Source organism: Dechloromonas hortensis, assembly GCF_009469765.1.
Taxonomy (GTDB): domain Bacteria; phylum Pseudomonadota; class Gammaproteobacteria; order Burkholderiales; family Rhodocyclaceae; genus Azonexus; species Azonexus hortensis.
Window position 1 is genome coordinate 202,309 of the sequence record NZ_SSSQ01000002.1, and the last position, 25,904, is coordinate 228,212.

The 25,904-nt window shown below is 61.3% G+C and carries 18 protein-coding genes; 9 read left to right on the forward strand and 9 right to left on the reverse strand.

Annotation, left to right across the window (positions count from 1 at the left end):
- The first annotated feature begins 3 nt into the window (after positions 1-3).
- The 4 genes from GH663_RS04310 (at position 4) to GH663_RS04325 (ending at position 7,836) form a co-directional block, all read left to right on the forward strand.
- A complete protein-coding gene (locus GH663_RS04310; RefSeq protein ID WP_066886609.1) occupies positions 4-903 on the forward strand; it encodes a nitrate- and nitrite sensing domain-containing protein in 900 nt (299 codons plus the stop codon).
- Complete coding sequence (locus GH663_RS04315; protein ID WP_153130455.1) at positions 869-3,028, forward strand: putative bifunctional diguanylate cyclase/phosphodiesterase; 2,160 nt, start codon at positions 869-871, stop codon at positions 3,026-3,028. The genes GH663_RS04310 and GH663_RS04315 overlap by 35 nt, the downstream gene beginning before the upstream one ends.
- 157 nt (positions 3,029-3,185) lie before the next feature.
- On the forward strand, positions 3,186-6,833 hold the full coding sequence (gene nifJ, locus GH663_RS04320; RefSeq protein WP_153130456.1) for a pyruvate:ferredoxin (flavodoxin) oxidoreductase: 3,648 nt from the start codon (positions 3,186-3,188) through the stop codon (positions 6,831-6,833).
- A complete protein-coding gene (locus tag GH663_RS04325) occupies positions 6,826-7,836 on the forward strand; it encodes a dihydroorotate dehydrogenase-like protein (RefSeq protein WP_153130457.1) in 1,011 nt (336 codons plus the stop codon). Before nifJ ends, GH663_RS04325 begins: the two co-directional genes overlap by 8 nt.
- 24 nt (positions 7,837-7,860) lie before the next feature.
- Here the strand turns inward: GH663_RS04325 and GH663_RS04330 are convergent, their stop codons facing one another.
- On the reverse strand, positions 7,861-8,334 hold the full coding sequence (locus GH663_RS04330) for an STAS domain-containing protein (protein WP_153130458.1): 474 nt from the start codon (positions 8,332-8,334) through the stop codon (positions 7,861-7,863).
- Positions 8,335-8,475: 141 nt separating this feature from the next.
- Positions 8,476-9,549 (reverse strand): PEP-CTERM sorting domain-containing protein, encoded by a 1,074-nt coding sequence (locus GH663_RS04335; RefSeq protein ID WP_153130459.1) that lies wholly within the window; start codon positions 9,547-9,549, stop codon positions 8,476-8,478.
- Between the two features lie 374 nt (positions 9,550-9,923).
- On the opposite strand from GH663_RS04335, the gene GH663_RS04340 reads away from it, so the two are divergent.
- The gene (locus tag GH663_RS04340) at positions 9,924-12,572 is read left to right on the forward strand and encodes a bifunctional diguanylate cyclase/phosphodiesterase (protein ID WP_153130460.1); all 2,649 of its coding nucleotides are present in this window, start codon (positions 9,924-9,926) and stop codon (positions 12,570-12,572) included.
- Positions 12,573-12,582: 10 nt separating this feature from the next.
- Here GH663_RS04340 and recJ read toward each other — a convergent pair whose 3' ends face one another.
- Complete coding sequence (gene recJ / locus GH663_RS04345) at positions 12,583-14,271, reverse strand: single-stranded-DNA-specific exonuclease RecJ (RefSeq protein ID WP_153130461.1); 1,689 nt, start codon at positions 14,269-14,271, stop codon at positions 12,583-12,585.
- Positions 14,268-15,296: a hypothetical protein gene (locus GH663_RS04350; RefSeq protein WP_153130462.1), complete on the reverse strand. Its 1,029-nt coding sequence runs from the start codon at positions 15,294-15,296 to the stop codon at positions 14,268-14,270. The genes recJ and GH663_RS04350 overlap by 4 nt, the downstream gene beginning before the upstream one ends.
- A gap of 74 nt (positions 15,297-15,370) precedes the next feature.
- Between GH663_RS04350 and GH663_RS04355 the strand changes: the two genes are divergently transcribed.
- From GH663_RS04355 to GH663_RS04365, 3 genes are all read left to right on the forward strand, one after another.
- Entirely contained in the window at positions 15,371-16,618 is a 1,248-nt protein-coding gene (locus GH663_RS04355) for a lipoprotein-releasing ABC transporter permease subunit (protein WP_211371057.1), read from the forward strand.
- A complete protein-coding gene (gene lolD / locus GH663_RS04360) occupies positions 16,611-17,288 on the forward strand; it encodes a lipoprotein-releasing ABC transporter ATP-binding protein LolD (protein ID WP_153130463.1) in 678 nt (225 codons plus the stop codon). The genes GH663_RS04355 and lolD overlap by 8 nt, the downstream gene beginning before the upstream one ends.
- Before the next feature lie 100 nt (positions 17,289-17,388).
- Complete coding sequence (locus GH663_RS04365; protein WP_153130464.1) at positions 17,389-19,404, forward strand: methyl-accepting chemotaxis protein; 2,016 nt, start codon at positions 17,389-17,391, stop codon at positions 19,402-19,404.
- Here the strand turns inward: GH663_RS04365 and GH663_RS04370 are convergent.
- Positions 19,394-19,927, reverse strand: a complete 534-nt coding sequence (locus GH663_RS04370) for a DUF2062 domain-containing protein (RefSeq protein WP_153130465.1) — start codon at positions 19,925-19,927, stop codon at positions 19,394-19,396. The genes GH663_RS04365 and GH663_RS04370 overlap by 11 nt on opposite strands.
- A 23-nt stretch (positions 19,928-19,950) precedes the next feature.
- Here GH663_RS04370 and GH663_RS04375 point away from each other — a divergent pair, with 23 nt between their 5' ends.
- Entirely contained in the window at positions 19,951-20,673 is a 723-nt protein-coding gene (locus GH663_RS04375) for a ComEC/Rec2 family competence protein (RefSeq protein ID WP_153130466.1), read from the forward strand.
- Positions 20,674-21,330: 657 nt separating this feature from the next.
- Here the strand turns inward: GH663_RS04375 and GH663_RS04380 are convergent.
- From GH663_RS04380 to GH663_RS04395, 4 genes are all read right to left on the reverse strand, one after another.
- Positions 21,331-22,212 (reverse strand): NYN domain-containing protein, encoded by an 882-nt coding sequence (locus GH663_RS04380; RefSeq protein WP_246181494.1) that lies wholly within the window; start codon positions 22,210-22,212, stop codon positions 21,331-21,333.
- A gap of 179 nt (positions 22,213-22,391) precedes the next feature.
- Entirely contained in the window at positions 22,392-22,904 is a 513-nt protein-coding gene (locus tag GH663_RS04385) for a hypothetical protein (RefSeq protein ID WP_153130467.1), read from the reverse strand.
- A 132-nt stretch (positions 22,905-23,036) separates the two neighbouring features.
- On the reverse strand, positions 23,037-24,098 hold the full coding sequence (locus tag GH663_RS04390; protein WP_153130468.1) for a transposase: 1,062 nt from the start codon (positions 24,096-24,098) through the stop codon (positions 23,037-23,039).
- Positions 24,099-24,724: 626 nt separating this feature from the next.
- Positions 24,725-25,897 carry a TnsD family Tn7-like transposition protein gene (locus GH663_RS04395; RefSeq protein WP_281349776.1) on the reverse strand — a complete coding sequence of 391 codons (1,173 nt, stop codon included), beginning with the start codon at positions 25,895-25,897 and terminating at the stop codon, positions 24,725-24,727.
- Positions 25,898-25,904: the final 7 nt, after the last annotated feature.

A 25,904-nucleotide genomic window follows, 5' to 3' on the forward strand; every position in this document is an offset into this window, starting at 1 on the left:
GTCATGGACTGGATCATGATTCTGATGGGTCTGCTGGCCTTGTTTGTCGGGGCCAGCTCCTTCTGGCTCTATCGCCGCCGCAATCGGAGCGATGCCGGCCGCTCGCTGGACGAGACGCTGGCCGCCTGCCGCGCCTTGCTAGCCCTGATTGCCCATTTCCAGCAGCATCGCGGCATGAGCTCGGCCTGGCTGGCCGGCGATCAGGGCTTCAAGCAGCGGCTGGAGGGCAAGGGGCGTGAAATCGAGGCCTGCATTCCGTCCCTGCGCGATATCGCCCGCCGCGAAGGCGAGCGGGTGCATCCCTGCCTGACGCTGAACGACCTCGACCTGTTCCGCTTCAACTGGGCGAATCTGCACGAGAAACTGCCCGGCCTGTCGGTTGAGCAGAGCATTGCCCAGCACAGTTTCCTGATCGAACAATTGCTGCACTGGCTGGCTGCGCTCGGCGAGTCGCGCGTCGAATTGCTGCTCGACGAGCCGGCGGCGCGCGGCCTGGTGCGCAATTACGCCAGTCGCCTGCCGGCCCTGACCGAATGCCTCGGCCAGGCGCGCGCCCTCGGCATGAGCGTCGCCGCCCGCCATGGCTGTTCGGCCGTGGTCCGGGTCCGCCTGATGTTTCTCGTCGCCCGCGCCGAGGCCTTGCTCAAGCAGGCCAGCGAAGCCGGCGGCGAAGGAGTGGTGGCCGACAAGGCGGCGCGTGGCGTGCAGCAGATGGCGCGCGTCATCCGGACCCAGATGCTGCTCAGCTCGGGGATCACGGTGGCGGCCCAGGAGTATTTTGAAGTCGCCTCCGGCGCGATCGACCATGTCTTCGCCTGGATCGGCGACAGCGGCGTTCAGTTAAAACAGGCAGGTAGCGGTTATTCCCATGTTTCGCAATCACTTCATCCCCGGCGCGCCTGAGAGCCAGCATTTCGTGCAACCCGGAGGCAGCCCGGGCTGCGCCTTGCGCCAGGCTTATGTACAGCAGGCGCCGGCGATGGCGACGCTGTTTTCCAACCTCGACGGCATGCTGTTCCGCTGCCTGATCGACGAGTTCTGGACGCTGTTGTCGGTCAGCCCCGGCTGTTATGGCCTGACCGGTTATCGGGCCGAGGATCTGGTCGGCAATCGGCAGAATTCGCTGGAGTCGCTGACCCACCCGGAAGACCGGGCAGCGGTGCGTGGCACCATCCTGGCGGCACTGGATACCGGTTCGCGCTACAGCATCGAGTACCGCATCGTCTGCCGCGACGGCGAGGAGAAGTGGGTGCTCGAACGCGGCGTCGGCCTGCGCGACGAAGGCGGGCTGCGCCTGCTCGAAGCCTATCTCGAAGACATCACCGACCGCGTTCAGGCCCAGATCCAGCTGGCGGAAACCGAACTGCGCTATCGCAGCATTTTCGAAAGTGCGGTGGTCGGCATGTTCCAGAGTACCGAGAGCGGTCGTTATCTGGCCGCCAATCCGGCCCTGGCCCGGCTCTACGGCTACCCGACGCCGGAGGCGCTGATCAGCAGCCTGGCCGACATTGCCAGCGGGCTTTACGTCGACCCGCAGCGGCGTGACGATTTCAAGGAATTGATCCAGCGCGACGGCCGGGTTACCGATTTCGAGTCGGAAATCATCTGCTGCGACGGTAGCCGGATCTGGATTGCCGAGCATGCCCATGCCGTGCGCTCGTCGGACGGCACTTTTCTCTATTACGAAGGCACGGTCGAGGACATCACCGAGCGTCATCGCCATCAGTCGGTGCTGCAGCACCAGGCGACGCACGATCCGCTGACCGGCCTGCCCAACCGCAACCTGCTCGCCGACCGGCTGGCCCAGGCCGTGCAACTGGCCCGCCGCAAGAGCGGCAAGGTGGCGCTGGCCTTTGTCGATCTCGACAACTTCAAGGTGATCAACGACAGCCTTGGCCATGCCGCCGGCGACCAGTTGCTGATCGAAATCTCCAGCCGCCTGCGCACCGCGCTGCGCGGCCTCGATACTGTCGCCCGCTACGGTGGCGACGAGTTCGTGCTGATCCTCGGCGAGCAGGTCTCGCCGGATGACACCAAACACCTGCTGGAGCGCGTGCTGGCCACCGTCCAGGCGCCGCTCGAACTGGCCGGGCACGGTCTGCGTATCAACTGCAGCATCGGCGTCAGCGTTTTTCCCGACGACGCGCAGGATCTCGACGGCCTGTTGCGGGTGGCCGATGTCGCGATGTATCACGCCAAGGAAAGCGGCAAGGGGCAGTACTGTTTCTATACCCGCGACCTCAACCAGGCGGCGCAGGACCGTTTCGCGCTGGAAACGGCGCTCGGCAGCGCCATCGAAAACAACGAACTGACCGTCGTCTACCAGCCGAAGGTCGATGGCGGTGGCCGGGTCCGCGGCTTCGAGGCGCTGGTGCGCTGGAACAGTGCCGGCCAGGGCCTGGTGACGCCCGACCGTTTTATCCCGCTGGCCGAGGAAACCGGGCAGATCCTGGCGATCGGCGAGCAGGTACTCTATGCCGCCTGTCGGGCTGCTGCCAGTTGGCCACTGGTCGATGGCCAGGCGCTGGGCGTCGCCGTCAACCTGTCGGCCCGGCAGTTGCGCGAACCCGGCTTGCTGGCGCTGGTCTCCGATGCGCTGGCCGTCTCCGGCCTGCCGCCGGAATGCCTGGAGCTGGAAATCACCGAGAGCATGATCATGGGGGACATGGAGCACACCATCCGCGTCCTCAAGTCGATCAAGGGGCTCGGCGTGCGTATCGCGGTCGATGACTTCGGCACCGGCTATTCGTCGCTCGCCTACCTGCAGCAGCTGCCGATCGACACGCTGAAGATCGACCGTTCCTTCGTTTCCGGCTGCAACCGCGGCGGCAAGGCGATGGCGATCCCGCATGCGATCATCTTCCTCGGTCGCAGCCTCGACCTGCACATCGTCGCCGAAGGCGTCGAAACCGAAGCCGAGCGCGAGATTCTCACTGTCTGCGGCTGCAACGAATTCCAGGGCTACCTGTTTTCCCGGCCGTTGCAGAGTGCTGCGGTCGACGCCTATTTGCAGGCAATAATCGCCTGACTTTCCCGGGCTGATCGGCGCCCGCTTTTACTTGGCATATTTTTGCCGGAAACGGGCGTAGAATCGGCTTGTTGCTATGCAGCAAGCGGCGGCGCCGGCCCGGCCGCCTTCACCCTGCGAGCCATTGCGTTCGCAGCGGGTATTGCCAGGGATTGTCATGAACAAGATGCTCACCATCGACGGCAACGAAGCCGTCGCCCACGTGGCTTACCGCGTGTCCGAAGTGATCGCGATCTATCCGATCACTCCCTCGTCCGGCATGGGCGAACTTTCCGATGAATGGGCGGCGCAGGGCAAAGCCAATATCTGGGGCAGCGTGCCGCGCGTTGTCGAGCTGCAGTCCGAAGGCGGCGCCGCCGGCACGGTACACGGCGCGCTGCAGGCCGGCGCGCTGGCCACCACCTTCACCGCCTCGCAGGGCCTGCTGCTGATGATTCCCAACATGTACAAGATCGCCGGCGAATTGACGCCGACCGTCTTCCATGTTGCGGCCCGCGCCATCGCCACCCATGCGCTGTCGATCTTCGGCGACCATTCCGACGTGATGGCGACCCGCGCCACCGGCTTCGCGCTGCTCGCTTCCAACTCGGTGCAGGAAGCGCACGACATGGCGGCGATCGCGACGGCGGCGACGCTGGCCGGGCGCATCCCGGTGCTGCATTTCTTTGACGGCTTCCGTACGTCGCATGAAGTCGCCAAGATCGCGCCGGTCGACGATGCCGTGCTGCATAAAATGCTGCCGCCGGAAAACATCATTGCCTTGCGCGGCCGCGCCTTGTCGCCGGAACACCCGGTGCTGCGCGGCACTGCGCAGAACCCCGATGTCTTCTTCCAGGCTCGCGAAGCGCAGAACCCGTGGTTCGACGCCTTCCCCGGTATCGTCCAGCAGGCGATGGACCAGTTCGGCCAGCTGACCGGCCGCCACTACCAGTTGTTCGATTACGTCGGCGCGGCCGATGCCGAGCGCGTCATCATCCTGATCGGCTCCGGGGCGGAAACGGTGCAGGAAACCGTCGAGCATCTCAATCGCCAGGGTGAAAAGGTCGGCTTGCTCAAGGTCCGGCTGTTCCGGCCGTGGGCGCCGGCCGCCTTGCTCGCCGCCTTGCCGACGACGACGCGCCGCATCGCCGTGCTCGACCGCTGCAAGGAGCCGGGCGCTGAGGGCGAGCCGCTCTACAAGGACGTGCTGGTCGCGCTGGCCGAGGATCTGAGCAACCCGGCGCCGCGCTTCACCGCCTTGCCGACGGTGATCGGCGGCCGCTACGGCCTGGCCTCCAAGGAATTCACGCCGGCCATGGTTTTGGCCGTTTTCGAGGCGTTGACCGCAGGGGCAGCCGTTGCTTCCAGGGGCGCCGGCCTGCCACGGCGCCGCTTTACGCTCGGTATCACCGACGACGTCAGCGGCCTCTCGCTGCCGTTCGACCCCAGTTTCCGCACCCAGGCGGCGCACGAAACCTTCGCCGCCGTCTTCTACGGCCTCGGCTCGGATGGCACGGTCTCGGCCAACAAGAACTCGATCAAGATCATCGGCGACGAAACGGCGCTCTACGCCCAGGGCTACTTTGTCTACGACTCCAAGAAGTCGGGGGCGATGACCGTCTCGCACCTGCGCTTCGGGCCGCAGCCGATCCGCTCGGCCTATTTGACGGGGGACGGCGATGCCAGGTTCGTCGCCTGCCACCAGCCGCTCTTCCTCGAAACGCACGATCTGCTGGTGCATGCGGCGCCGGGCGCCGTCTTCCTGCTCAATACCCACCTGCCGGCCGAGCAGGTCTGGACGACCTTGCCGCCCGCCATGCAGCGCCAGATGCGGGACAAGGACATCCAGTTCTACGTCATCGACGCCTACCAGGTGGCCTTGGCCGCCGACATGGGGCGGCGTATCAATACCGTGATGCAGACCTGCTTCTTCGCCATTTCCGGCATCCTGCCGCCGGCCGATGCCATCGCCGCGATCAAGCATGCGGTGGAAAAGACCTACGGCCGCAAGGGGCGGCGCATTGCCGAACTGAATTACCGGGCCATCGACCAGACGTTGGCCTGCCTGCACAAGGTGGATTTTGCCCATTTGGCGGTGTCGACCGCCGGAGTCGCCGAGGGCGCGGCCCGTCAGGTCAGCGATTTCGTCCGCCAGCTGACTCTGCCGATGATTGCCGGCCGGGGCGACCGCTTGCCGGTGTCGCTGTTCCCGGCAGACGGCACCTGGCCGACCGGCACCGCCCAGTACGAAAAGCGCAATCTGGCGCTGCAGATCCCGGTGCTCGAAACTGACCTATGCACGCAGTGCGGCAAGTGCGTCTTCGTCTGTCCGCATGCCGCCATCCGGGCCAAGGTGTACCCGGCCGAACTGGCTGCGGCCGCGCCAACCAGCTTCAAGCACATGCCGACGCGCAGCAAGGATTACCCGGCCGGCTGGCAGATGAGCTACCAGGTGGCGCCGGAGGATTGCACCGGCTGCACGCTGTGCGTCGATATCTGCCCGATCCGCGACAAGTCGAATGTTTCGCGCAAGGCGCTGAACATGGCCGAGCAGCCGCCGCTGCGCCGCCAGGAGGCGGAGAACTGGGAATTCTTCCTGAAGCTGCCCGATTACGACCGGCGTCTCGTCAAGCGTGGCACGGTGCCGGGCGCGGCGCTGCTCCAGCCTTTCTTCGAATTCTCCGGCGCCTGTGTCGGCTGCGGCGAAACGCCCTACATCCGGCTGGCGACGCAACTGTTCGGCGACCGCATGCTGGTCGCCAATGCCACCGGCTGTTCGTCGATCTACGGCGGCAACCTGCCGACCACGCCTTATACGACCGATCCCGACGGGCGCGGTCCGGCCTGGAACAATTCGCTGTTCGAGGACAACGCCGAGTTCGGCCTCGGCCTGCGGCTGGCGACCAACCAGCTGGCCGTGGCGGCGCGTAGCCAGTTGCGGGCGCTGGCACCGGATATCGGCCAGGACCTGGTCGAGGCGCTGCTCAACGCTGACCAGAGCAGCGAAGCCGGCATCCACGAACAGCGCGAACGGGTCGCCCAGTTGCAGAGCTGGCTCGCTCATCTGGCGACGCCGGCCGCGGCGGCGCTGGCTGCCATTGCCGAGACCCTGATCCGGCGCAGCGTGTGGATCATCGGTGGCGACGGCTGGGCCTACGACATCGGTTTCGGCGGCCTCGACCATGTGCTGGCCTCGGGCGAGAACGTCAATATCCTGGTTCTCGATACCGAGGTCTATTCCAATACCGGCGGCCAGAACTCGAAGGCGACGCCGCTCGGCGCCGTCGCCAAGTTCGCGGCCGGCGGCAAGCCGAACCGCAAGAAGGATCTGGCCCGGATCGCGATGGACTACGAAAACGTCTTCGTCGCCCAAGTCGCCTACGGCGCCAAGGATGGTCATACGCTGAAGGCCTTCCTTGATGCCGAGAGCTATCCCGGCGTCTCGCTCATCATCGCCTACAGCCCGTGCATCGCGCATGGCGTCGATCTGTCGCACAACCACCGGCAGCAGGATCTGGCCGTCAAGGCCGGCCACTGGCCGCTGCTACGCTACGACCCGCGCCGGCGCGAGGCGGGCGAGAATCCGCTGTCGGTCGACAGCGCGGCGCCGAGCGTGCCGTTCCGCGACTTTGCCGGCAACGAGGCACGCTTCACCGTGCTCGAACGCCAACAGCCGGAAGCAGCGGCGCGTTTCATGGCGCAGGCCGAAAAGAACGCCCGCCTGCGCCATCAGGAATATGTCGAACTGGCCGGGCTGGCCTTGCCGGAAACGGCCATCGACCAGCCGGCGGCCAGTGCCGAGGAAAAAGGGGAGCGCAATGCCTGATCTGTCCACCAACTATCTCGGCCTCAAGCTGAAGAACCCGCTGGTCCCGTCCTCGACGCCGCTCAGCCACAACCTGGATGCCGTGCTGCATCTGGAGGACGCCGGCGCCGCGGCCATCGTCATGCACTCGCTGTTCGAGGAGGATGTGCGCAACGACGAACGGATGATCGACCGCTTTCTGGTCAATCCCGATGCCTTCGACGAAGGCGCCGGGCATCTGCCGTTTGCAGAAGGCTACCAGAGCAAGCTCGACAGTTATCTTGAGCAGATCACCTTGCTCAAGCAGCGCCTGGCCATCCCGGTCATCGCCAGCCTGAACGGTTCCTCACTGAGCGGCTGGGTCGAATTGGGCAAGGAAATGCAGGCGGCCGGCGCCGACGCCCTTGAACTGAACGCCTGGTACATGCCGAGCGACCCGAAGGTATCCGGCGAAGCGCTGGAAGACCATTACCTGTCGTTACTGCAGGAGCTGAAGGGGGCGGTGACGCTGCCGATCAGCATGAAGCTGTCGCCGTTTTTCTCATCACTGCCGAACTTTGTCCGCCATGCTGAAAAGTCCGGCGCAGCGGGCGTCTCGTTGTTTAACCGCTTTTTTCAGCCAGATATCGATTTGGATAGTTTGACGGTGGTCGACCGCGTGCAATTGTCGAGCTCGGCCGATGTCCTGCTCACCATGCGCTGGATCGCCATCCTGCGCGGTCGCAGCAACCTGACATTGGCGGCGACCGGCGGTGTGCACACCGCCGAGGACGCCCTGAAAATGCTGCTCGCCGGCGCTGATGTCGTACATTTGGCGAGCGCCTTGTTGAGTGGCGGCCCGGCCGTGCTGAAAACGGTGCTGGCCGGCATCGGGCGCTGGCTGGAAGAGCGCGAATACCAGTCGGTAGCACAGCTGAAAGGCTCAATGAGCCAGCAGAACCTGCCCGACCCGAGCGCCTTCGCCCGTGCCGCCTATCTCAACGCACTGGATTCCTTCACGCCGCCGCCCGGCGTACGTTACTGAACGCTGCCCGCCCGGCAGTCGCGCTCAGGCGCCAAGTATGCGTACGCCAGCCGAGCGGCCCGCCTGTGCCTGGCGATGGCCGGCCCGCGGACAGTTCCGGGCTTCACCGAGCGTCGCGCCACAGTTGCTTTTTTCCGGTTTGCGGCAGACCGCGCAGATGCGGAGATTGCTTGTGCTGGCACCTGCGTCCTGCCCCGTCAGGCGTTGCTCGATGCCCGATACGTCGAGCAGTTCGCGCACCATCTCTGTGGCTCCGGTCAGCCGGATTTTGGTTTTCGCACCAAAATGTTCACCGACCAACAGCAGGCTGCCGAGGCCGGCGGTATCGATCTGCCTCGTTTGCGAAAAATCCAGGCACAGCCCGGTCGGCGCCTGAACGGGGGGGAAGTCGCGGATTTGCTTGAGTAATTGACGCGCCGCAGCAAAGTCGAGCGTGGGTGGTAACGCAAGTTGCCATTCCTCTGCCGATTCTTTGATCTGGATAGATTTGCTGGCCATGTTGTTCTCCCTGGTTGATAGCGGAGTTGAGCAACATCCATGCCGAAGTTGCAAGCCTGCTGGCCGGGTGAGGCACAATAAAAAGCGGCCTCGCGCACCCTGGCGGGTGATCGCGAAGCCGCAAGCAGGAGCTTCTTGTTTTTATATCTTGGCGGTGCGCTCGCGGCGGCGACCGACAGCGCTCAGGCCGAGCAAGCCGATGCCGAGCAGAACGAGGCTTTCCGGTTCCGGTACGCGATTGGTCCAGTCGTTGGCCACCAGGAACAGTTGCTCGTATCCGTTGTCGATCTTGACGTTGGTGCAGGTGACCGGATTGCCCTGGTTATCGACACCGGACACCCAGTTGCTCGGCGTGTCGCAGCCCAGCCGAACGTCGAGGTGCAGCGTGTATTGGCTGAGGGCGGCATCGCTCAATGAGAACAAGGTATTCAGCCACATGTTTAGCAGGGGTATGTCGGCCGCATAGGCAACCTGGTTGGCGCCAAGATTGTGGTTGAAGGTTTCGCCATTGGCGTTCAGTTGACCGCCGGAGAGGACGTAGTCGCTGCTACCGTAACCGGTCAGCGGGGAGGTGACGTTGCCGCCATTGTAGGTGGTGGCATCACCGAAAGGTACGCCGCCTGCTCCATAGGCCAATCCGCGATTGGTCAGGTAAAGATACTGGCCGTTGTAGATGCTATTTGCGCCATTGGTGATCCACATCTTGGCCCAGATTGCCAGGCTCTGATCGGCGTTGGTGTCGTTGTTGTTGAACAGGAAGAGAGCCGAGTCGCCATTCAGGAATGTCTTCAGATACGACAGATTGGCATCCCAGGTCGTGGTCGAATTATTGACGATGTCCTTGCCTGCCGCGTTCGGCTGCGTCGCGCCGGTGCCGGCGAAATTGGCAAAAACGGGCGATGAACCGTTCGGGGTTTCGTAGGCATTGTCGAAGCCGATGCCGTTGGTCGTGACATTCTGACCACCCGAGCCGGTGTAGAGGACCAGGCTGTTCATGATCTGGCCGGGGCCGGAAGGAATGTAGTAGGGGTTGCCCGGGCCGGTGCCGCCACCGTTGGCCTGATCGTAGTAATAGGCTGAAACCGGCATCGAGTAGGAGTTTGCATTGCCGTAGGTGAGATACGGATACGACAGGTCGACCGTCAATGCACTGGCGCTGCCTGCGCCGAGACCCAGGCCCAATGTGCTCAGTGTTGCAATCAGAGTTTTTTTCATGATTTTTCCAGTTCGGGTACGTTTCGGCTTAACTAACGCACGTGCCGTGCCACGTTTTTGGAAATTCAATGAATTCAGAACTTTATTCGATTGTTTGTCGTATTTGATTTTGCTAAATATGAGAGCGTGTAAAAAAAATCGACAGAACGTTCAATATCTAATTTGCATAATTAAATTTGTCGATTTTGTTGATTTGTTGCAGGGGTTGGGGGTTGAACCGGCTTTCCGGATGCCTGCGGTCCACGCCGGAAAATGGCCGAAAATGCGCTCGGCCAGTGATTGCTGATATGCCTTATATATCCGCTCTGGCTGCCCAAGCAGGGCATCGGCTGTTAAGATCCCCGGATGTCCAAAAACTCGGCTAACAGCGGGCGATGACCCTCCAGCGCGGAATTTCGTCGGCGCCTTATCTCCATGCGCTGGCGGCCGCCCTGACCTTGTTGGCCTTCGTGGCCATGCTCGGACTGGAACTGGTCTCGTCGCGCCGCCACGAGATCGAGCGTGCCAAGCACGAAATTGCCACCCAGGCCGAGCTGCTGGCGACCCATGTCGGCGATCGCCTCGGCAAGATCGACATCGTGCTCAGTACCGTGGCCCGCCAATATCCGCTCTGGGCTGGCTGGCCGACTGGGCAGGTGAACGACGAACTGGCCGCCCATTTGCGCAGCATGCCGGATTCGCAAAGCTTGCGCGTCGGCAATGCTCAGGGTTCTTTCATCTTCGATGCCAGTGGCAAGCTGTCCAGCGCCACAGTGTTCGACCGCGACTACTTTCACCGCCTGCGTGCCGATCCGGCTGCAGGCCTGGTGCTCTCCGAGCCGATCTTCGCCCGCATCACGAAGAACTGGGTAATCACCCTCAGCCGTCGGCTGGCCTCGCCGGATGGCGGTTTCGTCGGCCACGTGCAGGCAGCGATCAATGCCAGCCAGTTCGAGACCCTGTTTTCTCAGATGCTGAAAAATCAGGGCGACGTCGTCGCTCTTTACGACGACCAAATTCGCCTGGTGGCCCGCAAGCCGGCCGCCCCAGATCAACTGGGCAAAAAACTCGCCGCGACCTATTTTGAAAGCGTGCTGGCCAGTGGTCAGACTGCGGCCGATTACCAGGCCGTATCGCCGCTCGATGGCGTCGAGCGCCATTTCGCGCTGCGTAAGGTCGAGGGCTTGCCGCTGAGCATTCTGGTCGGGCGTAGCGAGCCGGATATTCTGCGGGAGTGGTACGTCAAGGCGAAGGTCTATGGGGTCTCCACGCTGCTGCTCGGGCTGGTTCTCGCGGCTCTGCTCTGGGCCTGGCAGCGCAATTACCGGCTGGCCCTGCGTTTTGGCGATGCGATGGAAACGGCGTATCTCGATTCCGAGCGGCGGGCCCGCACGCTGCTCGACAGCATTCCCGATCCGGCCTGGCTGCGCGACTGCACTGGCCGTTTCCTGATGGTCAACGACGCTTACCTGGCCTTTTGCGGCCAATTACGCGCGGCAGTGATCGGCCGGACGCTCGAAGAAGTCTGGCCGGCCCGCCATGCTGCCCTCTACCGGCGTCAGGACAGTGAAGTGATCGCGGCCAATGCCGAACATCAAGGCGTCGGCGAGCAGACTCACGCCGACGGCCGGCGCCGTACCTACGAATATGTCCACGCGCCGCTGCACGATGCTGCCGGGCGGGTGATCGGCGTTGCCGGCTTCGCTCGCGACGTGACGCCGCGCAAGGAAGCCGAAGCGCGTGCCGACTACCTGGCCGAGCACGACGCGCTGACCGATCTGCCGAATCGCCTGCTGCTCTCGGAAAACATTGCCCAGACGCTGGCCGGCGCGGCCGGCAGGGAGAACCGGATCGCCCTGCTGCTGCTCGATCTGGATCACTTCAAGCACATCAACGACACGTTGGGCCACGCGATTGGCGACCAACTGCTGCGCGAACTGGCCGGGCGGCTGAAGAAGACCGTGTTCGACAAAGACCTGATTGCCCGCCAGGGCGGCGACGAGTTCGCCATCCTGGTCGTCGACTGGCATAGCGTCAATGCACTGGCCCAGATCGCGCAACGGGTGCTCGATGCCGTCAGGCAGCCGTTCACCATCGATGACCGCGAGTTGCTGGTCACCGCCAGTATCGGCATCAGTCTCTATCCCGACGATGGAAACAATATCGACCACCTGCTGCGCAATGCCGACGTTGCGCTCTATGCCGCCAAGTCGGCCGGCCGCAACGCTTACTGTTTCTTCAAGCCAGAGATGAACGCCCGCGTCGCCGAACGCGTCACGCTCGAAAGCCGCCTGCGCAAGGCCATTGCCGAAAGGCGTTTGCTGCTTCATTACCAGCCGCAATACGAACTGAGCTCGGGCCGGATGGTTGGCGTCGAGGCGCTGGTGCGCTGGCAGGATCCCGTCGAAGGCCTCATTTCACCGGCCCGCTTTATCCCGCTGGCCGAGGAAACCGGCCTGATCAAGCCGCTCGGTGAATGGGTGCTCAACGAAGCCTGCCGCCAGGCCGTGGCCTGGCAGGGCGCCGGTTTGCCGCTCTTCATCGTTGCGGTCAATCTGTCGGCGGTGCAACTGGCCGATCCGGAGATCGTCGCCATCGTCCGCCAGGCCTTGGCCGATAGCGGGCTGCCCGCTGCTCGGCTCGAACTGGAAATCACCGAGAGCATGCTCTTGGCCGATGCCGAGCGGGCCATCGCCGTGCTGGAGGATTTTCGGGCGATGGGCGTCAAGCTGGCGATCGACGACTTCGGTACCGGGTATTCCAGTTTTTCCTACCTGAAGCGCTTGCCGCTCGACAAACTCAAGGTCGACCAGAGCTTTGTCAGCGATCTGACGGTTGACGCCAATAACGCGGCGATTGTCGAAGCGATCATCGCGGTCGCCGGCAAGCTCGGTCTGCGCGTCATCGCCGAAGGCGCCGAAACTGCCGAGCAGGTCGAAATGCTGCGTCGCTTCGGCTGCGACGAGGTGCAGGGCTATTACTTCAGCCGCCCGTTGCCGCCGGCCGAGATCGCCGGCGCCCAGCAGCGCGGCAAGCCGGGCTAAAGAACTTCCTCTACTCGAGGTACTCGATCATCAACTGCGGCGATTCGACGCCCATATATTCGTTGATCGACAGCCGGTAGGCGGCGCGGGTGCGGTTGCCGGGCTGGGTGCTGAAATTGAACTGGATGGCATCGATGCGGGCGTTGCCTTTTTTCAGGCGTAGCTTGAGGTGCTTGTCCTTGAGGACGCGCTGTTGCTCGACGTCGAATTCATCGACGAACAGCGGCGCCGGGAAACCCTGGCCCCAGACTTCGTTTTCGAGCAGGCGGGCGATTTCGAGCGAGATATAGCCGCCCTCCAGCGCGCCGTCGGTTTCCAGCGTCCGGGTCAGGTCGGCCGGGGCAAGCAGTTCGCCGGCGATTTCGGCGAACAGGGCGGCAAAGCGCGTGAAGTTTTCTTCCTTCAGCGTCGCGCCGGCCGCCATGGCGTGGCCGCCGAAGCGCAGCAGCAGGCCGGGGGCGCGCTTGGCGACGAGGTCGAGGGCGTCGCGCAGGTGCAGGCCGGGTATCGACCGGCCGGAACCCTTGACGATGCCGCCTTCGCTGCGGGCAAAGGCGAAGACCGGCCGGTGCAGCTTTTCCTTGATCCGCGAGGCGAGAATGCCGATGACGCCTTCGTGCCATTCCGGGTCGAACAGCACGATGCCGGGGGCGGGGTCGTTGACGTCCATCGCTTCGAGCAGGATCAGCGCCTGATCCTGCATGCCGGATTCGATTTCGCGGCGGGTGCGGTTCAGGGTGTCGAGTTCCTGGGCGATCTGCAGGGCGCGGCCGGGGTCGTCGGTGATCAGGCATTCGATGCCGAGCCGCATGTCGGCCAGGCGGCCGGCGGCATTCAGGCGGGGCCCGATCAGGAAGCCGAGATCGAAGGCCGAGGCGCGTTTCGGGTCGCGGCTGGTGGCCTTGAACAGGGCGGCGATGCCCGGTTGCAGGCGGCCGGCGCGCATGCGCTTGAGGCCCTGGCTGACCAGGATGCGGTTGTTGCGGTCGAGCTTGACGACGTCGGCGACGGTGCCAAGCGCGACGAGGTCGAGCAGGTCGGCGAAATTGGGTTCCGGGTGGTCAGCGAAGTAGCCGCGTTCGCGAAGTTCGGCACGCAGCGCCAGGGCGACGTAGAACATGACGCCGACGCCGGCAATGCATTTGGATGGAAATTCGCAGCCCGGCTGGTTCGGATTGACGATGCAGTCGGCGTCCGGGAGCGTCGCCGCCGGCAGGTGATGGTCGGTGATCAGCGTCGCGATGCCCAGTTCGCGGGCGCGGGCGACGCCCTCCAGGCTGGCGATGCCGTTATCGACGGTGATGATAAGGTCGGGCGATTGTTCGGCGGCCAGTTCGACGATTTCCGGCGACAGGCCGTAGCCGAACTTGAAGCGGTCGGGAACCAGGAAATTGACGTCGGCGCCGAGCGACTTCAGGGCGCGCATGCCGACGGCGGTGGCGGTGGCGCCGTCGCAGTCGTAATCGCCGATGATCAGCAGGCGGGCTTCGGCCTCGATGGCATCGGCCAGGATGTGGGCGGCCTGATCGGTATTGGTCAGCGCGGCAGGCGGCAGCAGAGACTTCAGTTCGTAGTCGAGTTCGGCCTTGTCGGTGACGCCGCGCGCCGCATAGAGGCGGGCGAGCAGGGGGTGCAGGCCTTGTTGTTCGAGTTGCCAGACGGTGCGCGGCGGGCTGCTGCGGGTGACGATGTTGGTCATTGGGTGGCTTGCTCGGCGAGGCGGGTGGCGAGGGCGGGGAGGGCCTCGGTTTTTTTCCAGAATTTCCAGCGTTCACCGCCGGTCACGGTGCATTGCAGTTCGCCATAAACGGTCGGCGCGATCAGCCTGATGCGGTCGACCTTGCTGCCGAGGGCTTTTTTGAGCGGCGCGAACCAGTCGGCTTCCAGTTGTTCCAGGGCGCTGCGCCAGCCTTCGCCATCTTCATAGAGGACGCGCGGCAGCAACTGGTCGAGGATGAGCAGCGGGGCCGGGCCGGCTTCCGGCAGCAAGGCGGCGAGGCTGGGCGGGCGGTCATGCAGCGGGATGTCGCTGGCCAGGGCCAGGCCGGCAGCCAGCGGGTTGTCGCTCCACAGGCCGGAGAAGGCCGGTCGGGCCGGGCTGGGCAGGGCGCCGCCGCCCCACAGCCACAGGCTGTTGATGGCCGGTTTGCCTTCGCGCTGGCGTTGTTCGTTGACCGGGTGGCCGTGCAGGAACATCTGCACTTCGTTCAGCCAGCGGGTCAGCGGCAGGGCGTTGCCGTTCAGGTCGCCATCGACCCGGCGGCCGGCAACGGCGGAAATCGGCGCCACCGGGTGGTCGACCGCAGCATTGAGCTTGAGATACCAGCGGCGGGCGCTGATCACGTGAAATTCGCCGATATCGGCAAATTCACCATTCAGAGAAGCGGCCAGGCTGTGCGCTTCGGCCTCGTCGAGATCGAAGGCGCCGGCGTCGGCCAGGATGATGCGTTCGTGATGAAAGCGCAGATGCACCGGGTCGGCGCAGAGCCAGTGGCCGGTTCGGGCTTCCGGGCAGCCTTCGCCGAGCAGGCGGAGGGCGCCGAAGGGCGGGGTGGCGAGGCCGAAGCAGTCGGCCAGCACGTTTTCGAAGGGGCGGCGCGGCCGGCGTTGCAGGTTGCCGTGGGCGAGCAGCCATTCAAGGCCGGGGGCGCTGAGCTTGCCGAGGGTGAATTGGTCGGCGGGTTCGGGCCAGATCAGTTCTGGAACAAGCAAGGTGAGGTGCACAGGAATCCAGGCCAGCAGACGTCGGGGAAGCGCTTGAGTGTACCATAGCGACTTTTCACGAATCCCCGAGCCGCATGGCCCTGCCTTACGAACTGCTGATCGGTTTGCGCTACACCCGCGCCAAACGCCGAAATCACTTTATCTCCTTCATTTCATTGATTTCCATGCTCGGCATCGGGCTCGGCGTCGCGGCGCTGATCGTCGTCCTCTCGGTGATGAACGGTTTTCAAAAGGAATTGCGCACGCGCATCCTCGGCGTCGCTTCCCATATCCAGATCACCGGCATCAATGGCGAACTGGCCGACTGGCCGTCGCTGGCCGAGCAGGCGATGCAGCATCCGGAAGTGCGGGCGGCGGCGCCATTCGTCCAGTCACAGGCGATGTTTACCGTCGATGGCGGGGTCAAGGGCGCACTGGTGCGCGGCATCCTGCCCGAGCAGGAAGACCGTGTCGCCGATTTTCGGCAGACCATCAAGAGCGGCAGCCTCGACGATTTGCGGCCGGGCGAATTCGGCGTCGTGCTCGGCGCCGACCTGGCTCGCTCGCTGCGCGTCTTTACCGGCGACAAGGTGACGTTGATCGCGCCGCAGGGCACGGTGACGCCGGCCGGTGTCGTGCCGCGCCTGAAATCCTTCCGCGTCGTCGGTATTTTCGAGGTCGGCATGTACGAGTACGACAGCGGCCTGGCCCTGATCAATCTGCAGGATGCGCAGAAGCTGTACCAGATGGAGGACCGGGTGACCGGCGTCCGCCTCAAGGTCGACGACTTGTTCCAGGCGCCGCGCATCGCCCGCGAACTGGCCCGCTACGTCAATGCCGATGCCTACCTGAACGACTGGACGAAGAGCCACGCCAATTTCTTCCGGGCGGTGCAAATTGAGAAAAATATGATGTTTATCATTCTGTCGCTGATTGTCGCGGTGGCAGCATTCAATCTCGTCTCGACGCTGGTCATGGCGGTGACCGACAAGCAGGCCGATATCGCCATCCTGCGCACGCTGGGCGCGCGGCCGCTGTCGATCATGGCGATTTTCGTCGTGCAGGGCGCGCTGGTCGGCTTCATTGGCCTCGGTCTCGGCATCGTCGGCGGTGTCGCGCTGGCGCTGAACATCGATGTCGTCGTGCCATTTATTGAGAAATTGCTGGGTGTCCATTTCCTGTCCAAAGAGGTCTATTACATTTCCGACCTGCCGTCCGACCTGCAGTGGAGCGATGTCTGGGGGGTCACGTTGATCGCCTTCGTGCTCGCCCTGCTGGCTACGCTCTATCCCAGTTGGCGCGCTTCGCGCGTCAATCCGGCGGAGGCGCTGCGCTATGAGTGACCCGATTCTGCAGGCGAGCGGCCTGGGCAAGGTTTTTCGCGGTGATGGCCTGGACGTGGCGGTGTTGTCCGATGTCAGCCTGGCCATTCAGGCTGGTGAGACGGTCGCCGTGGTCGGTGCTTCCGGTTCGGGCAAAAGCACGCTGCTGCATTTGATGGGGGGGCTGGATACGCCGTCCTCCGGTAGCGTCAAACTGATGGGTCGGGATTTTTCGTCTTTGGGCGAGGTCGACCGCGGCGATTGGCGTAACCGGCATCTCGGCTTCGTCTATCAGTTCCACCATTTGCTGCCCGAGTTTTCGGCGCTGGAAAATGTCGCCATGCCGCTGCTGATTCGCCGCGTCGAACGGCAGCAGGCGCTGGCCAAGGCGGCGGAAATGCTCGGCGCAGTCGGGCTCGGTCATCGTCTGGAACATCGGCCGGGCGAACTGTCCGGCGGCGAGCGGCAACGGGCAGCGATTGCCCGGGCGCTGGTCAGCGAACCTTCGTGCTTGCTGGCTGATGAACCAACCGGCAACCTGGATAGTCAGAGCGCATATATCGTGTTCGACCTGCTGATCGAGCGGGTACGTCTGCAGCAGGCCAGTCTGGTCATGGTTACCCACGACGAGCGCCTCGCCGCCAAGGCCGACCGGGTCCTGCGCCTGAATGACGGGATGCTTTTCGAATAAGTAAAGAGTAAATTGCAAATGCATCTTGTCGGCATTTGCTTGAGTTGAAACGAATTGCCAGATAGATCAGCCGAGAAATGGCTTGATGAGGAGATAAGAAATGCAAGCACTATTTGCCCCGGCGGTCGCCCTGATGAACCGTCTGCGTTACACCAAAAAGTTCCTGTTGCTGGGTACCGCTGTCGGGCTGGTGATGCTGGTTCTGCTCTATACCGTGTACACCAACCTGAACCGCGACATCGAGACGGCGCAGCAGGAACTGATCGGGCTGCAGATGCTGAAGCCGGTCAATCGCATGGCGCAGTACATGCAGCAACACCGTGGTCTCTCCTCCGGTGTGCTGAGTGGCAATGAGGCGATGAAGCCGAAGCGGGCCGACAAGGAAAAAGAGGTGATCGACATCGTTGCGGTTACCGATACAGCGCTTTCGCCGCGCCTGCGTGAGTCTGGCGCCTGGAAAGCCATCCGCCAGGATTGGGAAGCGATCCGTAGCCAGGGCCTGAGTTGGACGGCGGCGGAGAGCATCAAGCGCCATTCGGCGATGATCGCCAAGGTCCAGGCCTTCATGGTCGATATTGCCGACGAGAGCCAATTGACGCTCGATCCGGTGATGGATACCTATTATTTCATGGATACCGTGGTCACCAAGATGCCGGCCATGTTGGAGCCGCTGGGCATTACCCGGGCCCGCGGCACCGGCGTGCTGAGCAAGAAGGAGCTGGCGCCGCAGATGCGGATCGATATTTCGTCGGTGGTGGCCCAGATGGCGGCGACCCTGCAGGCCCAGAACACCAATCTGGAGAAGGTGGTGCGCTATGCCCCGACCTTGCAGGGAGCCTTGTCGGGGCCGAGCAAGGAATTCGCGGCTGGAGCGGAGAAAATATTTGCCCTGGTCCATGAAGACATCCTGAGCGAAAAGTTTGCGACGCCGCCGCAGGAATACTTTGCGCAGACCACGCAACTGATCGATCTTGGTTACAAGATGATGTTCGAGACCCTGATTCCGCAGTTCGAAAAGCAGCTGGAGGAACGCAAGGCCAGCGCGCAGCGGATTCTGAGCTTCCAGGTCGGCCTTGCCTTTGTCGTCATGTCGATCGTTGGCTATCTCGGGATCGGCACCTATTACTCGGTGATCGGCAGCGTCGATAACTTCTCGAAGGGGGCACGTCGTCTGGCCGAGGGTGACATGACCGTCGAGTTCATCAGCGAGGGGGCCGACGAGCTGCATGCCGCCGGTAAGGATTTCAACGACATGGCGCACGCTTTCCGCAAGCTGCTTGGCCGGATTCAGAGCGACGTCCAGCGTTTGCGCCAGGCGGCCGAACAACTGGCTTCGTCGAGTCAGCAGATTTCGGCCAGTACCGGTTTGCAGAGCGATTCGGCCTCCAGCATGGCGGCCTCGGTCGAGGAAATGACGGTCGGCGTCGATCACATCGCCAAGAATGCGCAGGATGCGCAGGACTATTCGCGTGAGTCGGACGAGGTGGCGGCGCAAGGCGGCAATATCGTGCAGAGCGTGGTCAGCGAAATTCGCGGCATTGCCGATACCGTCAATGAGTCAGCCGCCGCCGTCGAGGCGCTGGGTCAGCAGTCCGACCAGATTTCGGCAATTGTCGGCACCATCAAGGACATTGCCGATCAGACCAATCTGCTGGCGCTGAATGCCGCCATCGAAGCGGCGCGGGCTGGCGAATCCGGCCGCGGTTTCGCCGTGGTCGCCGACGAGGTGCGCAAGCTGGCCGAACGCACAGCCAAGTCCACGCAGGAAATTTCCGGCATGATCACTTCCATCCAGTCCGGTACCGCTACCGCCGTCAGCAGCATGAAGCGCGGCGTCGAACGGGTGGCCAACGGCGTCGAACAGGCCCAGTTGGCCGGGACGGCGATCGGCCAGGTGCAGAGCCAGTCGCGCAATGTGCTGAATGCCGTTTCCGAAATCTCCGTCGCCTTGCGCGAACAGGCGACGGCGAGTACCGAAATTGCCCAGAACGTCGAGCGGATTGCCCAGATGGCTGAAGAGAACAATGCGGCCGCCTACGGCAATGCGGAGACGGCCGGCGAGCTGCGGCAACTGGCCGAAACCCTGAGCAGGGAAGTCGCCCGCTTCAGGACCTGAGTTTGCGCCGCCGCCAGGCGGCCAGCAGGTAAATCCGCCAGGCCGCCTTGACGGCGAAGTAACCGGCCACCGCCAGGCCGGCGGCGAGGATGATCAGGCCGATGCCGAGCGGCTTGGCAACGAGCAACATCCAGCCCTGCATGGCTTCTGTCCAGGCCACGAACTGGGTGGCGCTGAAACCCGGCGGGGCGATGAAGCCGTTGCCGTCGCCAATCGCCAATCGGCCCAGCTGATAGGCCAGCAGGTAGAGTGGGACGATGGTGAAGGGGTTGGTGTACAGCGTCACCAGCAGTGCCAGCGGCAGATTGACGCGAAAGAGCAGGGCGCAGGCGGCGGCGCCGATCATCTGCAAGGGCCCGGGGATCAGACCGCAGGCCAGCCCGGCCGCCACCGCGCCAGCCGCCGAATGGCGGTTCAGGTGCCACAGGCGCGGATGCAGCAGCGACGAAGCGAACGGCCGCAACCAGCGATTGCGGTGGATGCTGTCGTGACTGGGCAGGAATTTTTTCAGGTGCTTGCGCATGGTCTCGCCTCTATTATTGCAGGATGCGCCTGAATATTCTCGCCTTTGCCAGCGGAGTACTTTGCCTGCAGATGCAGGCGGCTTTGCCCGTCTGGTGGCCCTGGGCGCTGGCTGGCGGCGTGCTGCTGCTACCCCGCCTGTTCAAACCACATGCAGTGACGCGGGGGCTGGCGATCCTTGCCTGCTTGGCGCTCGGCCTGGCCTGGGCGAGCTGGCGGGCCGAACTCCGCTTGGCTGATCAACTGGCGACGGATTGGGAGGGGCGAGATATCGAGATCGTCGGCGTCGTTGCCGGCCTGCCGCAGGACTTCAGCCACGGCACGCGCTTCGAATTTGCCCTGGAAAAGACGTTGACCGCAGACATAGCGGTGCCGCCGCGCATCATGCTCTCCTATTATCAGGGCAACCGCGATCAAGAAGATTTGGCACGCCTGTCGGTGCGCCCTGGCGAGCGTTGGCGGTTCACGGTGCGCCTGAAACGGCCGCACGGCAACGCCAACCCCGGTGCTTTCGATTACGAAGCCTGGCTGCTCGAACGCAATATCCGGGCGACCGGCTATGTCCGACCGAATCCGCCGGAGCGTCTGAGTGTGATGAGTTGGCAAGCGGGCTACGTCATCGAACGGCTACGTTACGCGGTCCGCGCCTCGTTCAACGAGATGCTGCCGGCCGAAGACTATCCTTGGACAGGCATCCTGGTGGCGCTGGCGGTCGGCGACCAGAAGGCGATCCAGGTGGTGCTTTAAAAATATAAGTTGCGCTGGCTAATCAGCTAATCCCTTGTTTCTATTAGCGCCTGCCATGGTAGTCGGATGGCATTTAAAAATGAAACATGCAGTGGTGAATCCATTAGCTATTTTGCGATTTAAAAATTTGGTTGCGCTGACGCCATGGTGACCATTCCTATGGCAAGCGTTACTACCGGCATCGCATTGCTACTTGCGGTAACGCTGTTTTGTGCTATCCAATAAATGCGGCACAGTCTCAAGCATTCAATGGCGACCCGGTGCTCTGTATTGGGGGGCTATTGAGACTTTACCTTCTCCCTTCCCCACAAGAGACCTCGCCGATGGTACTGCCTCCACCAACCGGCCACGCGTCGTGGCTCGACTACGCTGTCAATACGATGGAAACTAGGTCACTCGAGATTGAGTACCTATTCGAGGACACTGCGACTGCACCGACGCGAGAAGCCATGCGCGACTCTGCACGCGCAGAGCTCAATACGTTGCGACGAGCAGCCTCTACTGCCAGCCCCGAACAGGTTGATGCTGATGCGGCGGTAACAGAGATGCACGCCTTTATGCAAGACGCTGAACCGAGGGCAGACTTGGACATCAAAGGATTCATTGAGAACGGTCGGGCCTAGGATTTGCGCTGGCAGCTTCTCCGGATTTTCTTGATTACCGTGCCCGAATGTAGAGTTGCTTCAGCGTCTGCCCTGGGGGCGTTCGCTCTTCCGTCACAAAAAGGTTGGTCTTGGCTTTGACCAAGTCCGAGAGCTTTTTGAAACCGTAGACCCGCGAATCGAAGTCTGGCTGCAGCTTGGTCAGGTAGCTGCCAAAGGTTCCGAGGTGAGCCCAGCCGTTCTCATCCGACGACTGTTCCAAGGCATCGAGTACGAACTGACGAGGAAACTCCGGCTCCGGTCTAGAAGGCTCCGCCGCCTTGGCGGGGGCAGCAGCGGTGGATTCGGCTTTTGCACTTGAAGAGGGTTTGTCGACCTCGTTCACGGTGGGGCGTAGTACCTCAGTCAGGATGAACTTATGGCAAGCGTTCCTGAAGGCATCCGGGGTCTTTTGCTCACCAAACCCCAGGACTGTTAGTCCTTCTTCCCGAATACGGGTGGCCAAGCCCGTAAAGTCGCTGTCGCTGGTGACAAGGCAGAAACCATCAAATTTACGTGTGTACAACAGGTCCATTGCGTCAATGATAAGTGTGCTGTCGGTCGCATTTTTGCCAGTGGTGTAGGCGAATTGTTGTACCGGTTTGATGGCGTACTTCTGGAGGACCTTTTTCCAGGATGCACTGTTCGGCGACGTAAAGTCACCATATATCCGCTTTACTGTTGCCTCGCCAAAGCGAGCTATCTCAGCCAGGATTCCTTCAATGACAGCGGCTTGAGCGTTGTCAGCATCTATGAGTACGGCCAGTCGGAGGGTGGGTTCTTCGGATTCAATTTTTGCGATGAGCCTAGGAGATACCATAGCGCAGGTTTGTTCTGTTAATAATGCGCAAATCATACGCTGAGTCTGGCCCGTTACTTTGATTTCCCGGATATTCAAGATGAGTTATCTGGTTGCCGAATCAGTGAGGTGCTTAGGCAAGCGTTACTACCGGTGTCGCATTGCTACTGGCAGTAACGCTGTTTAGTGCTATCCAGAATTTGAGGCAAAGTCTCAAACATTCAATAGAGACCCTGCGTTCGGTAGCCTGAAGCACAGCCGTTCCAAGCCCAAGCCCATCATATCCACGCTACCCCATTCCAATACTCAAAACACAGTTCGTCAATTTCAATCGAAAACAGTGTCCCCCACCAATGCATCGGATTTGCTCCCAGTGATTTACCCTTTTTCTCGAGCTCACGGCGGACATCGCGTGACATTCCCGCTTGTCCTGCTGCAGCTTTCCAGCCCAGAAGGCGAATGTCGTTTGAATCAATCCCATAGCGGACGCAACCACTTCGCTCAACTTGTTCAGTAAAACCCATAGACCTAACAGCCTGACCATACTTATTTACAAGTAGCTTCCCTGCAGTAGGTTCCCAGACCTGGTTTTCTGAGAACCAGAGTACCGGCCTTTCAGTTGAGGCTCCCGCATTTGAGGGTTTGAGCAACCCCGACTCAAATATTTTCGGTACATACGTACCAGGAGAGTAATGCCAGAGGGTTTTCTTTACTGATGACTTAACGCACATGGATTGCCTCAAAATATGGAGAAATGTTGCTTTGTACTTCTCCAAAAATTCTATGGGCACAATCGATTTCTGCCGATTTTTGGCGGCATCTTCATCCGTTTGAATTGGAGGCTATCTGTGGCCGGACTACCTGAACTATGCCCTTGGATACCGGAGGGGTTATTCAGAGGGGGCAGTGCTTAAGTCGGCTGGTTAGGGGTAATCACGGCTTTGTTGAAGGTGGCTCATCAATATTTGCCACCGGCCATCCTTTTGCATTCGGCTGTAGGTCCGGGGCAGTAATGAATTGCTAAATGGAAGGCCTGGGACATCCGCCCAGGGAAGACCATGGCCTAGTTTAGCCAGTATTCCGTCGATAACCTGTCTGAGGGAGAACAGCCTTGGAATCTGGCTAACTCGCTCGATGAATGGCTGCAGGTATAGCCATTCATCATCAGTCAGGCTGTAGCTGTCTTCATTTGTGCTTTTGGGCAGCGCACTCTCGATTTTGGGGCATCCGGTCATGCGATGTTCGCTGTGGAGGATACGTTGAAATTCGATGACCTTGGTGTGTTGGGAGTAGGCAGGTAATGGCTCTTCAGTCGTTTCCAGAATTTTGATTTGGAGTTCGGTAATGAGAATTTTGTTGTCGGTGCGGACGCCTCGGCCGGTGAAGGAAAAGTTACCGATGGGGAGGTTCATATCCAGCCGACCTTGGCGAGCGTATTCGAGGACGCTATTCCAGGCTTGACGGGCAGAGGGAAAGCAATACATCCATGACAGGCTGTTGAGAATTCCCTCGGCCTTGTCCGGCTGCAGGCCGGTATTGCCGCGAGCGCTCTCGTAGAACAGTATTTTCGGCTTGCTGGAGTTATCGGATGGCAGGATGAAGTTGTCCAAGCCTTGGGGTGCCAGGAGGTAGCGTGATATTCCCGAAAATGGTCTGAATAGCGCGCATATGAGCACCCCGATTGGTATCAGGAATGTCTGTTTTCCTTCGGAAAAGCGATAGACCGACTGACCGAACAGCGGGCCATTGCCCAGAGGGCTGAACCCCAGCGTCTTGAGCATGGCTGTCAGCTCATCAGCGGTCAGGGGAACCCAGGTCTGGAGTGACGTTTGACCTTTGCAATTGAGTTGCCTATCGCCGGCATCATCATCGCAGAGAAGGGTAGGTAGCGACGTGATGGGGTGCTGACTAAGTTGGCCTTGCAAGTCACGGGCATGAATTTGGTAGGTGCCTGAGGAATAGGACAGGCGTTCGATGCATTGCATTCGTATATCCCAGAGTTTGAGCTGGGATATATAGGTAGCGGCCAAAAATACTTGACTGTGAGCCGTTTGATTCAGATGTAGGACAGCGGGAAGGACAACAAGGAGTGTTAATGGGGATGCTTAATTTATATGTCTGATACGTCAATCAAGTCAGTGCCCGAGGATTTTCCTCATGGAGACGGTATAGGTTCAGTTGCCGGTGCCCAGCCGAAGTTTGCCGCCCGACTCATTGAGGGGCGTTATGTTGTGGGAGAGACTGAGGAAGAGCGGCTGGAGCGTTATCTGATATGTGATGACCTAGCCATCCAACTCTCAGATTATTGTCGGCGCAAAGGCTCCGAGAATCCCGGGTGGACGAAAGAGTTGATTCTGCAGCGTACCGAACAGGGGGTGACATCGCATATTCGCTCTGGGCGATGGGATATTTCGATACCAGAGAAGGGGTGGGTGATGCAACGCTGCAAGGAGTTGCTTGGTTGGTAGACCAGGGGCTAGGCAGCCTTGGGGTACTTCCGTAGTTTGGTACAGCCGTCAAGGAGGCTACATGGTGTGCGGAACATGTCGTCCCTATCGCTACCCATTATTCCGAGGCAGACACCTGTTCCCAAGTTTGCGAGCTAGTTGGCTTATTTTTCCAGTCCCAAGCGTTTCCTCCAGTAGGGGCGCCTGCCGACCTGTCTCTCAGAAAAATTGGTAATTCGGAAGTCCTGTACTACTTGGTTGGTTCTCGGCATTGCCTTACGGTTGTGTCTGAATACAGCCCAACCCCCCGCACGTACGAGCAGTTCCGTTACCGAAATTCGGGTGCCGGCAGGCAGTTTGGCAATCACCCTGCGGACCTCCCGAGCCAGGAGTTTATCCTCCAAGGCAATATCCCGACGCTTCCTTCCCGGTGCTGTCATTTGCATCGGGATGGGGACGTCAGAGTGTTCGAGAAAGGTCTGGACCAGAAGATGTCTTGCCGTCGTCGCAGCAACCTCATATCCGCTTCGCAAGAGCATGATGGGCCATGCGTTTGTCTCTGTCGGTAGAAAATTCAGGCCTGCACTGTCCAGCAACTCTTCTCCATAAAACTGCCTGAATGCTGTGAGCACGCTCAAGCTTGAGAAGCCGCATCCCTGCCGGGGATATCCCTTTCGCTCCGCCAATTGCCGATATTCCTGGCGCCACTCCAGTTCCTCTCTCCTATCCATCGCTTCAAGGCAGCCAATACTCAAGGCCATCAACACCGATGCGGTTGGGTCTGGCAGCAATTCTTTGACTACGAGGCCATCACATTCCTCTGGTAGCCGGGTGACTGCTATTGCCGCCGAGTGCTTCTTTACCGGTAGTGCTAGCAACAACTCCCCATGAATACTGCAACGTTGGATAAATGGTAAGTTATGCCTCCGACGCCAATATGACTCGCCGTAGTGGCTCAGGTCATCATCAATACATGCTTGGCAATATCGCGGTATGCCTCTGCCTACGGACGCAGACTGGACCAATACGGTGAGGCTTTTCCCTCTTAGTTCGATGACGTTTTCGGCCAAGCGTTTGGTTTCGAAGGGACCCATGCGTGCCGTCGAGTACGGAAATACAGTATGGTCATAAAGCAGGCCCAATGACGTCAAACTCATGGCCTTGGCGAGGACGGCCAGATGCGATGACAGGAACAACGGCCACTGAGAGCTCATTGTTCCAGCCAGTTGATGGGCAAAGCGCTTGATGGGTTGGCCCCGATGCCTGGCCGCCCTGATGAGCACACTTCCAATTAGCTCATCGGGGTATGGCCTCGGTAAATAGTAAAACCTGGACAACCGGATG